This window comes from Leptobacterium flavescens, from assembly GCF_010671605.1.
Lineage (GTDB): Bacteria > Bacteroidota > Bacteroidia > Flavobacteriales > Flavobacteriaceae > Leptobacterium > Leptobacterium flavescens.
In genome coordinates, this window is the sequence record NZ_JAABOO010000004.1 from 420872 (window position 1) to 434600 (window position 13729).

Here is a 13729-nt window from a genome sequence, read left to right on the forward strand (position 1 = left end):
GTTTTTACAAAAGTATTTAAAAAGATCGGGACCGGAATAACCGGCCCCGATTTATATGAACTATGCTGTATTTTTGGCTTGACTTCGGTATATGCCAAAAACTCCGGAATCCTCCGGAGTTCATTGATTACTCTTTTTTATTGAGCATTTTTTTGGCCAGTTCGGCCCCGATAAGCGATTGAAGCAAATTGGCTTCCTTCACATCCTTATCCTGTCCCTGGATATAGATCTCAGGTAATCTCAGATCCTTTAACTCCCTGGCTACATAAACGGCAGTCTTGTATTCCCACTCTGCACGCTCCTGTGGAGTTAAACCGGCATTTACCAGTTTGGCGTTCTCATAAGCCTGTGCATCCGCCAGTGTTTTTTTGGTCTTTGCCTGATACTGGGCTACTTCGTATTTCTTTCGCTCTTCTAATAAGGTTGAACTCTGCCACTTTGGCCTTGGTCTCTGCAGAAATGGTCTGCTCTATTTGCTCTTTTTCCAATCGGGCGCGTTCCTGTGCCTTATTAGCTTCACCTTTGGCTTTCTCCTTCTGAGCTCTGTAAAACTCGCGCTCAGCCTGTTGTTTTTCCAGCTGGGTCTGTGCCACCTCTTCCTTCTGAAGAGTGAGGCGCTTATCGAAGGTATCCTCCCAGTCAATTTCGTTAACCACGGCTTGTACAACCGTGAGTCCGTACGACTTTAAAGAATTCCCCTTAACCCTTACGATCTGCCCTTCCTCGCGTTTAATACGAAAGCGCTTCTGCTTACTCTCGCTATTTATCACTTTACGCACTGTGGTGCTGTCGCCAATAACTTCCGGGGTTTCGTTTATTACATACTCTTCCAGAACATACATTCCGTTCTCCAATTGATCCTGGAAGTATCTGTCGAAGTCTGCGGCCTGACCGGAAATATAATCCTGGGCTGCCATCAGCTTACAAGTGTTTTTAATAGCCTGGTCGATGTTGGGAATGATCCTCGAATACACCAGGTTACGCTCGGTCTTGTTGCGATCTGCCACCGAAAGGAATTGCGAGGCATCCGTATTGTTGATGCTGATCACAATAGAAGTGGCGATCTTTCCTTTTACCGCATCGTTAAACTCCCAATGCCTGGCTTTATCCACATAGGCGTATTTGCTCTGATCTCCCAGCTCGCCCTCCCCGTTAGGAATGACATACTTGATGGGTAGTTCAAACTGGATAGGGATGAGGCGTCCCCACATTTTGGTCTGTATTCCCTGGCGGAATACAGCCTTTTGCCCTCCCCACGGGTATTGCACTGCATAGGCAGTACCCGGCTCAGCGTAAAAGAACATACCCGAGACGATGCTCATTGCAAAACCTCCCAGAATGAACTGAAAGCTCCTTCTGGGGGTGAACCATTGAAGTGTACTATGGTTCTTTATAAATGGCCTCGCAATTAAGCTTAAGATACCGAAGACAATAATTAAAATTCCTAAAAATGTTAGCATAGTAATAGTTTTTTAATGTTAGAGATAGAAAATAATAGACAACAAAAATGTTATCAATACTTTGACAAGCGTGATCATTTTTTAAATGGTTTACGTTACTAAATAATTTTATAAATACTTTTTGAAGATGTAAGAATGTTCTATCGGCCGAGGAAATAGTCAAACTTTCTTAACTGCTTTTTGAAGTATGTCTATTTAAACTACAAAATTTATGGATAATTTCCAAATATGTAGTATTTACAATATCTCCGGGGCGATTTTATATACCGGGATTGTTTTTGAGCGTTTTTTAAAGATACTTTTTTGGTAGGATTTTGTAACTTTTCAGAGCTTCATATAAAGAATATATTGTAGTCTTTTATGGGCGATATTTTGACCGGATTTCAGAGAGGATATTCAGACTGATAAAACAAAAAACCGGCTGCGTTTCCGCAACCGGTTTTGGTCTGTTAATTTATAACACAGCTTATTTTTTAGAGAAGAGAAGAACAACTCCGTTCTCGCCTCTTTTACCGTATTTTAGATTGGTACCCTCTCCTTTAAGAACTTCTACCTTATCAATAGTATTCGCATCAAGCTTAAGAGCTTTTTTCATAGAGATCTCTTTTCCGTCCAGGAAGAATAGAGGATCTCCCTCTCCAAGAGTTCTGACCCGTATTTTTTCACCTCCGTCTCTTCCGATCTCGATAATTCTTCCATGTTCCTGATCCCCTTCTTCAGCTACCGCTACTTCAATAAGCACGGCTTCATCTTCTTCAATATGCTCTGCTTCATCAACTTCAACGAGGACCTCGTGCTCATCCGCCTCAACATGCTCTGCTTCTTCATGCACTACTTCCACATGCTCTTCATGCTCTTCTGCTTCTTCATGTTCTACTTCTACATCCTCGTGTTCTATATCTTTATCCTTGTGCTTACCTTTATTCTTGGAGTCTTTATGCTTCTCCTTGTTTTTGGGATCTTTATGTCTCTTTCTGAATTTGTAATAATATTTTTCTCCATCCGAATTGGTGTGGGCTCCGTCAAACTGGCTGAAGCCGGACCGTACCACTTCTCCTTCATCTCCCAGAACCAGGAAGTATACAAAGGGGCCGATAGGATCGGATTGATTCCTTACGATATCTACATTCCCGGTATTGCCTACCTTATCCTTAAAACTGGCCTGAATGGCAGTGATCTCGCCCTTGTTATTTGTTTTGATATTAGAGAATTTTAATTCTACCCCGTATTCTTCCTTAAATTTTTTAGCTCTTTCCTTAAGATTTTTATAGGTCGAATTTTTATCAATAATAAATTCTATGATCTCGTTATCCTGCTCCGCGGAACTTTCCTCAACCTGATAGGAAAATGTTGTTTCACCCGAAGAGATCACCGCATTATCTTTAGCATTGTCTGCTTTAGGGTTTTGAGGCTGTGATCTTTTCTCAGTCTGAACTTTATCTGCCTTTTCCTGTGTACGGTTAATATTATGGGAAGAAGGCTCGTTCTGTTGCTCCGGTGTTTCCTTAACGTCTATATTAATTCCATCCGATTTCAGTTGAAAAGTACTTTCCGAATCGTGCTCACGGACGGTAAAAACTCCTGTTTCCTCATCAAACCAGATAGAAAATGTACTTATAGGGTTTTTGTTTTGGGATCTGAGACCAAGGTTTTTGTAATAAGGTTTGTCACCGTATTTACTTTCAAAAGCTATCTGATAGATCTCTCCCTTTTCATTGCGTTTCAGGTCGCTAAAACGGATATGGGCGTCAGCCGGTCTCGTATCGAAATATGAAACGATGGCTTTAATTTCCTGATCAGTGGTTTTACTGTCTATAATGAATTCGGTTTGAGAAAGCGTTCTCACCTTTATCACTTCCCTCACGTTAAAACTCATGAGGAAAACGACCAGTAAAGGCAGGATTGCCAGGTATTTCCATTTTTTGTAATTGCTCGATGTTTGTTTTTGTAACATAACTATTCGTTTTTTGATTAATGAATTGAAAAAATTATTTGTGATGGAATACTGATGCGGGTGCATAGCCACCTTTAGAAGGGTATGCTGATAGTCCTTCAGGTTGTTTGATGAGGCAACCGTATGATTATCTGCAATGTATTCCAGATTTTGTGAGATACTCTTTTTATAGGCCCAGGCCAGGGGATTTACCCACATAAAAATACTGTAGAGGTGGGCCGCAATGATATCGAGGGAATGTCGTTCCCGGGAATGCGTCTTTTCATGCTGTATAATTAACTCAAGGTCCCTGGCATTATGTTGTTGCGGGTTGTAAACGATATATCTGAAAAAAGAGAAAGGCGATACTTCATCGGTGGTTTCTACAAAAGTGTATTTCCCTTTCCTGATCAGGCTGCTTCTTCTGATCAGTACATATAAAGATGCAAGTTGAATGATAAAACGTCCCAGGAACAGGCCAAAACCAATAAGGTATACGATCCATGCAACCTGCCACCAATCTATGCTTACTCCCACTGTTGATACAACAGGATTGGGAACATAAGCTGCATTGACAGGAAGAGTGGAGGCTGTATTTAGTACCGGGGTAGAAACTACAGGCTCTACCCATTTTATTTTTGTAAAGACAAGGAAGGGGAGCAGAAGGGTTGCAAAAAGCCCGCCTAAAAGAAAGTAACGATTCCCTCTAAAGAAGGTTTCCTTCCGTAACAAAGCGATATAAGCGGTATAAAAAATGATCAGAATACCGCTGCATTTTAACAGGTATATAAATAGTGGTTCCATTATTTTTTCTTTTCGATAAGGTCAATGATTTCTTTTAACTCTTCCACACTGATCTTTTTCTCATCGGCAAAAAAAGACACCAGGTTCTTATAGGAGTTATTGAAGTAATCCTCAATGGTATTGCTGATAAATCGCTTCCTGTAACTCTCTTTGCTTATTACCGGATAATACCTGTGTGTATTGCCGAAAGCTTCATGAGCCACATAGCCCTTATCTTCCAGGTTACGGATAATGGTAGAAAGCGTATTGTAATGGGGCTTTTCCTCCCCGAATTCGCTTAATACCTCCTTTACAAAGGCTTTTTCAAGCCTCCAAAGAACTTTCATTACCTCTTCTTCCTTGTTTGTTAATTTCTGCATGATCTATTCTTTTTTCTGATATCGTTCCAAATAAAATTTATCCTCTAAATATTCCTCCCTCCAGTCCGGGCGTATCTCATCGAGTATCAGGCCCTCGGCCATTCCCACCGAATAAAAGCAAACTCTTTTCTCCTGTTCCAGTTTCAGGGCAGTAATATTGTTCAGTTCATTAGCCAGCATCCGGGAACTGAGTTCGCTAAAGGGTTCGTAATCCTCCATAGCAGCAACTGCAGCAGAGGTTTTGTGATCTTTAAGCAACTCCAGTAACCTGATCTCGGTATATCTCGCAATTCCTTCCTGCCATAGCTGAAAGGAAAAGTAACGGTACTCATCCGGGCTAAGCGAGTTTTTAAATTGCTTTCTCGCTTTCCTGTATTTTTTATAATAGGCTTTAGCAGGCATTTCTCCCGAGGCCATTTGCTTCAGGACTTGTGTATAATCTGCATAAGCATCGATGGTCTTTTTGCTGGAGTAAGGAAACGGATAGTTGAGCATCCACATTCCCGACCTGTCTCCATTGGAAAGATTTAAACCCTCCACGCTTTTATAGTAATCGGGTTTTGAATATACATATTGATGGAAATGCTCGTGTAAAAGGGTAATGATCCATTCGGAAGAATTCCGGTTGGTGTTTTCGGGCGTTCCTACTACTATACAGTTTACTCCGTTTACAGCGGGAAAGGTAGCCAGGAAATGCTTGTTAAATACCGTTTTTCTGTAATATATATCGGTGTTGAGCAGGGCATCGTGCTCCAGTAATTTAAAATCTTCCGTCGGTTTGGAGTGATAGATAAGGTATTCGTAATCATCCGTAACCAGAATGATAGAGAAGGGAACTTCGTTAAAACCTTTCCAGAGATCATCTCCGTATAGTTTGGAGATCCTTACGGCTTCGGCAATACGTTCCTTATCTTCCGTACGCATCCCCGGCTGGCTTAAAGCCGGCTGAAGAAGGAATAAAAAACAAATTATAGAACAAATCTTTGCCATAATACGGAATAATATGAGATCAAATATATAACTATAAATCTAGTTACGCAACTATAAATGTAGTTATTTAACTATTTTTTTAGTTTTTTGTAAGTGTAGTCTTAAGATTTTTAGCCTTTTAAATCTGCATATCTCCTTAGGAAATCCCAAATCTTCTCTTATCTTCGCAAAAATTCAAATTGCATGAATATTCTTTTTATTCTCCTGGGCCTGGTCCTGCTGATTTTGGGTGGAAACTGGTTACTTAAAGCGGCAGTTGCTCTTTCTTTAAAGCTTCAGATCCCTAAAATTGTTATAGGGATGACCATAGTGTCCTTTGCTACTTCAGCTCCCGAGCTGATCGTTAGCGTGAATTCGGCTTTGGACGGGTTTCCGGATATTGCCATGGGGAATGTGGTCGGTTCGAATATTGCCAATCTGGCTTTGGTACTGGCTATTACTATTATCCTTTCGGGGATACAGGTGGAAAAGAGTTTCTATAAGACCGACTGGCCGGTTATGATGATAGCCTCCGGTCTGTTATATGGTTTCATTGTTTTTGATGGAGTCCTTGAACAATATGAGGGGATCATCCTGTTTTCATTCCTGGTGATCTTCCTTATATATCTGTTGAAGTTCCAGAAACCTGCGGTAGTAGGAGATCTGGATGAAGATGATGAACCCCTGGCGCTGTATCTGATCGTATTTTTCCTGGCAATAGGAGGGGTAGCTCTATGGGGTGGCTCCGAACTATTGATCAATGGAGCGGTCGGACTGGCCAAATCCTTCGGGGTTAGCGAGCGTATTATTGCAGTGACAGTGGTTTCGGTCGGAACAAGTATTCCCGAGCTGGCAGCTTCGATCATTGCAGTGATGAAAAAGGAAAAAGCTATTTCCCTGGGAAATCTTATAGGTTCCAACGTATTTAATATCCTGGCTGTCCTGGGGATCACTTCCATGATAACACCTATCCGTATTGTGGATGAAGGTTTACTCAACAGCGATATTTTCTGGATGCTGGGGATATCCTTCCTTATTTTACCTTTGGTTTTCATGCCCAAAGGGCTGCGTTTGGGATGGAGAGACGGAATAGTACTTCTTACGCTTTACGCGATATTTATCTATCTTACAGTAATATAGGAATATGAAAAAACGCTCTCCGGAGTGTTTTTTTATGAATATATTAAAAAAACAGACCTAAAATTATGTTTAGGTTAAATTTTAGGGGGTCATTCTGAAAAAATGTGAATTTTTATCGATTAATATGGTTTTTTATGGGGGTTTGTTTTTTAAAATATACATTTTTGTATATTTGACCCATCAAAATAAACACACGACACATGTCTACAATCAGATTTAATGCGATTAAAGAAACATTTAACAGAAAACCTGTAGTAATTGACGAACAGGGGAGACGTTCCGAACTTTTTGGAAGCAATGTCTTTAATGAGAATGCAATGCGTCAGTTTATGACGAAGGACGCTTATCAAAGCGTAATGGATGCCATTGAATTCGGCACTAAAATAGACAGAAAAATTGCAGACCAGGTAGCTGCGGCTATGAAGGACTGGGCACTTGCCAAAGGAGCAACACACTACACCCACTGGTTCCAACCTCTTACCGGAGCAACTGCAGAGAAACACGACGCCTTTTTCGAGCCTCTGGGTAACGGACAGGCCATGGAGAAATTCGGAGGTGGACAATTGGTGCAGCAGGAGCCGGATGCTTCAAGTTTCCCGAACGGAGGGATCAGAAATACTTTTGAAGCCAGAGGATATACTGCATGGGATCCTACTTCTCCTGCTTTTATTTACGGTACTACTCTTTGTATCCCTACTGTATTTGTAGCATACACCGGAGAAGCCCTGGATAATAAAGCTCCTCTCTTACGTGCATTACAGGCAGTAGATCATGCTGCAACTGCCGTAGCTAAATATTTTGATAAGAATGTAACTAAAGTAAATGCTACCCTCGGATGGGAGCAGGAATACTTTTTAATAGATAAAGCCCTTGTATATTCCAGACCCGATATCGCATTGGCCGGAAGAGCATTGCTAGGGCACTCTCCTGCAAAAGGACAGCAGCTTGATGATCACTATTTTGGATCTATCCCGAACAGGGTGATGAGTTATATGCGTGACCTGGAGATCGAATGTATGAAGTTGGGAGTACCGGTTAAGACCCGTCATAACGAGGTGGCACCTAACCAGTTTGAGCTGGCACCTATCTTTGAAGAAGCTAACCTGGCAGTGGATCATAACTCCCTTTTGATGGATGTTATGGAAAAAACGGCAGACCGTCACCATTTCAGGGTACTTTTCCACGAAAAGCCTTTCGCGGGAATCAACGGTTCCGGAAAACACAACAACTGGTCGCTTGCTACCAACACAGGAGTTAACCTTTTAGGACCTGGTTCCACTCCAATGAAGAATCTTCAGTTCCTTACCTTCTTTATCAACACCATTAAAGCGGTACACGATTACGAAGAACTGGTAAGAGCTTCTATTGCTTCTGCAAGTAATGACCACAGGCTTGGCGCCAATGAAGCACCACCGGCAATTATTTCTGTATTTATCGGGGAGCAGCTGACGAGAGTACTGGATGAACTGGAAGATGTTTCCAAAGGAAAACTGTCTCCTCAGGAAAAAACAGATCTTAAGCTCAATGTAGTTGGTAAGATCCCTGATGTATTACTGGATAATACGGACCGTAACAGAACATCACCTTTCGCATTTACAGGAAATAAGTTCGAGTTACGTGCGGCAGGTTCCAGAGCAAACTGTGCTACTCCGATGACCGTATTGAACACCATCGTAGCCAGACAGTTGAAGGAGTTTAAAAAAGAAGTGGACACACTTATAGATAAGAAGAAACTTAAAAAGGATGAAGCTATCTTTAATGTGTTGAGAGAATATATTAAAGCGTCCAAGAAGATACGTTTTGAAGGCGACGGATATAGCGATGCCTGGGAAAAGGAAGCTGCAAAAAGAGGTTTGAGTAACAATAAGACCACTCCGGTTGCCCTTAAAGCCAAGGTTTCTGAAAAATCTATCGAACTTTTCGAGGAGATGGGAGTTATGAGTAAGGTTGAGGTGGAAGCACGTCACGAGATCGAATTGGAAGAATATGCACTGCGTATCCAGATAGAAGGAAGGATCCTGGGAGATATCGCAAGAAATCACGTGATCCCTACTGCTGTACGCTACCAGAATACCCTTATCGAGAATGTTCAGGGATTAAAGGACATCTTCGGAAAGGACTTTAAGAAAGTAGCCAGCGAGCAGATGGATCTTGTAGAAAAGATCTCTAATCACATCGCGATGATCAATACCAAGGTTAACGAAATGATCGAAGAGCGTAAGAAAGCCAATGTTATTGAGGATGCACAGCTGAAAGCTGATGCTTATTGTGAAAAAGTGAGACCTTATTTCGAAGAGATCCGTTACCACTGTGATAAGCTGGAAATGATGATCGACGATGAATTATGGCCGTTGACAAAGTTCAGAGAATTACTTTTTACAAGATAATAAGCTTAACGACAAATAAGAATCCCGCGAAGGCGGGATTTTTTGTTTTAAAAAACTAAATTTGCAGCACAACACAACAATTAATATTTATGAGTTCATCGGTAAGTAAGCGATACAGTCAGAGAGGGGTTTCCGCCTCCAAGGAGGATGTACATAACGCTATTAAAAATGTAGATAAGGGCTTGTTTCCCAAAGCTTTTTGCAAAATAGTGCCCGATTATCTCACCAATGATGAAGACTATTGCCTTATTATGCATGCCGACGGGGCCGGAACCAAATCTTCCCTGGCTTATATGTACTGGAAGGAAACGGGAGACCTCTCGGTATGGAAAGGAATTGCACAGGATGCACTTATCATGAATATAGATGACCTTCTTTGTGTCGGGGCGGTAGATAATATTACCCTTTCCTCGACTATTGGAAGAAATAAGAACCGTATTCCGGGTGAAGTGATCTCTGCTATCATCAACGGAACGGAAGAACTCATCGAAGAATTAAAAGGCTTTGGTGTAAATATCTATTCAACCGGGGGAGAAACAGCAGATGTAGGAGACCTGGTAAGGACCATCATTGTAGATTCCACTGTTACCGCCCGTATGAAAAGGGAAAATGTAATAGATAATGCCAATATCCGCGAAGGCGATGTGATCGTCGGCCTGGCTTCTTACGGACAGGCAAGCTATGAATCCGAGTATAACGGAGGAATGGGAAGTAACGGACTCACTTCGGCAAGGCATGATGTCTTTTCTACTTACCTGGCTGAGAAATACCCGGAAAGCTTTGATCCGGAAGTACCGGAAGAACTGGTGTATTCGGGAAAAGTAAAACTAACCGATGCTGTAAAGGACTCACCAATAGACGCAGGGAAACTGGTCTTATCGCCTACACGCACCTATGCACCTATCATTAAAAAGATCCTCTCAAAATACAGTCCCGAAGATATTCACGGGATGGTACATTGCAGTGGAGGAGCTCAGACCAAAATACTTCACTTTGTAGATGAGCTACATATCGTAAAAGACAATTTATTTGAAGTACCTCCACTTTTCAGGCTTATCCAGGAGCAATCCGGTACCGACTGGAAAGAGATGTATCAGGTGTTTAACTGCGGACACCGTATGGAAATTTATGTGAACGAGGCCATAGCCGAAGACCTTATTGCTATTTCCCAATCTTTTAATGTAGATGCAAAGATCATTGGTAGGGCAGAAGCTTCAGACAAAAAAAGGCTTACCATAAAAAGCGAATACGGGCAATTTGAATACTAAGCGATTCCCGCAGGTATTTTCTCTTTGTCAACCCGGTTGCTGAATTTATTTAGCAACAGGCTTAGTTTGGGATTGATATAGGTTTCGCAGAAGGGTTTTTCAGGATTTTTATAGTAGTAATTCCGGTGCTCCTCAAGAGAGGCTTTGAATTCGGAAAAAACAAGGATCTGAGTAACCAGCGGGGCATCAAAATCCTTTTGCAGTTGTGGCAAAATGTTTTCAACCTCATTCCTTTGTACTTCTTCAAAATAATAGACGGCAGAACGGTATTTCCTGCGCATGGAATGGTCTGCAGTAGATTTATGAGTATGCAGGTGTATGGCGATCAGATCTTCAAGAGCAATTTCAGACGGCCTGAAATGAACAATAACGGCTTCCGAAAAAGTGTTGTCCGGAGCCTGGGATGATATCCATCCCTGATCAACCTTTTCTACCCCTCTAAGCGATAGAAAAACAGCCTCTGTACACCAGTGGCATCCGCCTCCAAATCCTATTTTTATTGTATTACCCATAACAGCTTAGACGAAACTTTCAACCCTAAATAACATCAGTAAACACACTTGCTGTTATCTTCTTTTACGTAATAGGACTTGTAGTTCTTCGCCTTGGAGTCCTTGCATCCGCAGAGGTCCAGGAGTTCAATATTTTTAAAATCAACGGGATGGCTTTCCGCCTGAAAAGCGATGTATCCTTCCTTTAAAGCTTCTCCTTCCCGATCTGCCCATTTTTCAGCATCTCTCACTCCGAATTCCTTCCAGTGTGCCAGTCGGTCTTCCCGTTTTTCCGATCCGCTTCCTATCTGAGGCTTGCGATATATCAATACCGTATCTTTTTCGGCAATATGAATGATCTTTTCATCTCCGAGAACGATGACTTCCACATGTACCCATTCATCACCTTCATAGGTAGGAGCATTCGAATTCAGACAGTGATCCTTTATCAGATCTCCTTCGTGTTCTATAAGGGTTCCCGGAGTACAAACATTAGCGGTAGGTCGGTTTCCGTCTCCCAGCCCTCCCAGGGTCTGGAACTCTATAGAAACCGGAAAATGCTGCTCTTTTTTCATGCTTTCTGCAGATTGGGAATGGATCATTACCCCACTGTTGCGAATAGCCCAGGAAGGCCCTCCGTCCAGCTGATCTCCGTGAAAACGATAATCGAATTTCAATTTGTAATAGGAAAAAGGCTCTTTAAAAAAGAGATGCCCGAAAGCATTGTTAAATGTATCGTACTTTCCGTAATTCACCCGTATCATACTGTCTGAAACCGTAAAGGTGGAACCGTAATTATCATCCGGTTCATACCCCGCAATTTTTATATGCCAGTTCTTGAGATCCTTCCCGTTAAAAAGGGAAACCCATTCTTCTGTCTCATTTTTTTCAGGAGTGGGAGATTTACAGGAAGCCAGGATCAAAAGTGCTAAAAAAAACAAAAAGTTAGTTTTCATGGGAAACAGGATCATATTGAATTGGCTCTAAGTTAAACCTAAATATTTAAGTGTCAAAGCTCCCGCTCTACGGATTCTCCTTTTCTCCCATATCCGTCAAATTCGGCGAAAAATGCTAACTTTGCAGCCGCTCATTACTTTAAGGGTTTAAATTTTAGGAGAAGACCATGTTAGATAAATTAAATATCGTAAAGCAACGTTTTGACGAGATCTCAGATCTGATCATCCAGCCGGATGTTATTTCAGATCAGAAACGCTATGTACAACTCAATAAGGAATACAAAGACCTTAAGGAACTTGTAGACAGGAGAGAGGTGTATAAGACCCTGGTTGAAAATATTGCCGAAGCGGAAGAGATCATCGAAGACGGAAGCGATGCCGAAATGGTTGAAATGGCAAAGATGCAGCTCGATGAAGCCAAGGAGGCTTTACCTCCTCTGGAAGAAGAGATCAAGTTTTTGCTTATCCCTAAAGACCCTGAAGACAGTAAGAATGCTGTAATGGAAATACGTGCGGGTACCGGAGGAGATGAAGCCAGTATTTTTGCCGGCGATCTTTACCGTATGTACACTAAATTCTGTGAAGGTAAAGGATGGAAAACCTCGGTAATGAATTTTAGCGAAGGAACTTCCGGCGGATTTAAAGAGATCGTATTTGAGGTTAACGGAGAAGATGTATACGGAACCCTTAAATTCGAAGCTGGAGTACACAGGGTACAACGTGTTCCGCAAACGGAAACACAAGGTAGAGTACATACATCTGCTGCTACGGTAATGGTACTTCCGGAAGCCGAGGAGTTTGATGTGGAACTGGATATGAAAGATGTTAAGATCATCCGTACCACCTCTACAGGACCTGGTGGACAGAGTGTAAACACTACCTATTCTGCTATTCAACTTACCCACATCCCGACCGGGATAGAAGCGCGTTGCCAGGATGAGAAATCCCAGCATAAGAACCTCGAAAAAGCTATTAAGGTATTAAGATCCAGGTTATACGAAATGGAGTTGGCCAAAAAACAGGCCGAAGATGCAGCCAGAAGAAAAAGCATGGTTTCATCTGGAGACCGTAGTGCCAAGATTAGGACCTATAACTATCCTCAAAGTAGGGTTACCGATCACAGGATCGGCCTTACCCTTTACGATCTGGATAATATCATTAATGGTGATATCAACAAGGTTATCGAGGAATTAAAACTTGCGGAAAATACCGAAAAACTAAAAGAGGCCAACGAAATTATATAAGACCTTTTATTAGTTTTCCTCGTAAGCGATCAGCAATACACTTTCTTTATCAGAACGGATCTCTGAAGCATTGACTTCCAGGATATGCCCTTCGGAAACAGGCTCTCCGTCGGCAATGATATCCCCTTTAATAACATATACCAGAGACCTGGGGCCTATATCTATCTTTTGAGTATCCTCCAGGTAAGCGAGTTCCAGTTGTGTGCTGTTGTTGTCTTCCTGTCCGTAGACCTTTATTCTTTTTCCTTTTTCGGCTTTGTAGATACGAAAGGAAGCTTCGGGTTTTTCTTCCTGGGGAAGCACCCACATTTGCAACATTCTGGTCGGGGTATCTCCCGTGTTCTTTTCGTTGTGCATAAAACCTTCCAGGCCGGCTTTCTGAACCTGAAATTCCATTGTATTGACATTTACGCCGTGTTCCAGAGAACCCTGATGCGCCAGAGCCCCTTCTGCAACAAAAGTAAGTACATCTATATGCCTGTGCGGATGCAATCCGGTTTCCACTCCCGGATCAAAATAAGAATCCGATAGATACACCAGGTTCCCGATCCCGGTCCATGTACCTTCCCGAACTCCGGCCCCCGGGCCGTAATAACGATGTACGATAAGTCTCTTTTGCCGGATCCCGTTAAAACCTCCGCTTTCTATATCTTCTTTATTGAGTTTTCCTGTTACTGCCATTGCTTTTTTTATACAATTTAGTCCTTTTATTTTAAAA

General features: G+C 41.9%; 11 protein-coding genes. 4 read left to right on the forward strand and 7 right to left on the reverse strand.

Annotated features, from left to right (window positions below; translation table 11 throughout):
- Positions 1-338: 338 nt before the first annotated feature.
- The 4 genes from GWK08_RS18290 to GWK08_RS18305 form a co-directional block, all read right to left on the reverse strand.
- Positions 339-1460, reverse strand: coding sequence for an SPFH domain-containing protein (locus GWK08_RS18290; RefSeq protein ID WP_239524956.1), 1122 nt, complete (start codon positions 1458-1460; stop codon positions 339-341).
- A gap of 466 nt (positions 1461-1926) precedes the next feature.
- Positions 1927-4197 carry a M56 family metallopeptidase gene (locus tag GWK08_RS18295; RefSeq protein WP_163608685.1) on the reverse strand — a complete coding sequence of 757 codons (2271 nt, stop codon included), beginning with the start codon at positions 4195-4197 and terminating at the stop codon, positions 1927-1929.
- Positions 4197-4556 carry a BlaI/MecI/CopY family transcriptional regulator gene (locus GWK08_RS18300; RefSeq protein WP_163608686.1) on the reverse strand — a complete coding sequence of 120 codons (360 nt, stop codon included), beginning with the start codon at positions 4554-4556 and terminating at the stop codon, positions 4197-4199. The genes GWK08_RS18295 and GWK08_RS18300 overlap by 1 nt, the downstream gene beginning before the upstream one ends.
- Positions 4557-4559: 3 nt before the next feature.
- Positions 4560-5546: a hypothetical protein gene (locus GWK08_RS18305; protein ID WP_163608687.1), complete on the reverse strand. Its 987-nt coding sequence runs from the start codon at positions 5544-5546 to the stop codon at positions 4560-4562.
- Between the two features lie 183 nt (positions 5547-5729).
- On the opposite strand from GWK08_RS18305, the gene GWK08_RS18310 reads away from it, so the two are divergent.
- The 3 genes from GWK08_RS18310 to GWK08_RS18320 all read left to right on the forward strand — a co-directional run bounded on the left by GWK08_RS18310 (position 5730) and on the right by GWK08_RS18320 (position 10320).
- Complete coding sequence (locus GWK08_RS18310; RefSeq protein ID WP_163608688.1) at positions 5730-6665, forward strand: calcium/sodium antiporter; 936 nt, start codon at positions 5730-5732, stop codon at positions 6663-6665.
- Positions 6666-6865: 200 nt separating this feature from the next.
- The gene (locus GWK08_RS18315; RefSeq protein ID WP_163608689.1) at positions 6866-9052 is read left to right on the forward strand and encodes a glutamine synthetase III family protein; all 2187 of its coding nucleotides are present in this window, start codon (positions 6866-6868) and stop codon (positions 9050-9052) included.
- 89 nt (positions 9053-9141) lie between these two features.
- Positions 9142-10320 (forward strand): AIR synthase related protein, encoded by a 1179-nt coding sequence (locus tag GWK08_RS18320; protein ID WP_163608690.1) that lies wholly within the window; start codon positions 9142-9144, stop codon positions 10318-10320.
- On the opposite strand, the gene GWK08_RS18325 is transcribed toward GWK08_RS18320, so the two are convergent.
- Positions 10317-10832, reverse strand: coding sequence for a peptide-methionine (S)-S-oxide reductase (locus tag GWK08_RS18325; RefSeq protein WP_163608691.1), 516 nt, complete (start codon positions 10830-10832; stop codon positions 10317-10319). The genes GWK08_RS18320 and GWK08_RS18325 overlap by 4 nt on opposite strands.
- A gap of 35 nt (positions 10833-10867) precedes the next feature.
- On the reverse strand, positions 10868-11767 hold the full coding sequence (locus GWK08_RS18330; protein ID WP_163608692.1) for a 3-keto-disaccharide hydrolase: 900 nt from the start codon (positions 11765-11767) through the stop codon (positions 10868-10870).
- A 167-nt stretch (positions 11768-11934) separates the two neighbouring features.
- On the opposite strand from GWK08_RS18330, the gene prfA reads away from it, so the two are divergent.
- Entirely contained in the window at positions 11935-13011 is a 1077-nt protein-coding gene (gene prfA, locus GWK08_RS18335) for a peptide chain release factor 1 (RefSeq protein ID WP_163608693.1), read from the forward strand.
- 9 nt (positions 13012-13020) lie between these two features.
- Here the strand turns inward: prfA and GWK08_RS18340 are convergent, their stop codons facing one another.
- On the reverse strand, positions 13021-13692 hold the full coding sequence (locus GWK08_RS18340) for a pirin family protein (protein ID WP_163608694.1): 672 nt from the start codon (positions 13690-13692) through the stop codon (positions 13021-13023).
- Between the last annotated feature and the right edge of the window lie 37 nt (positions 13693-13729).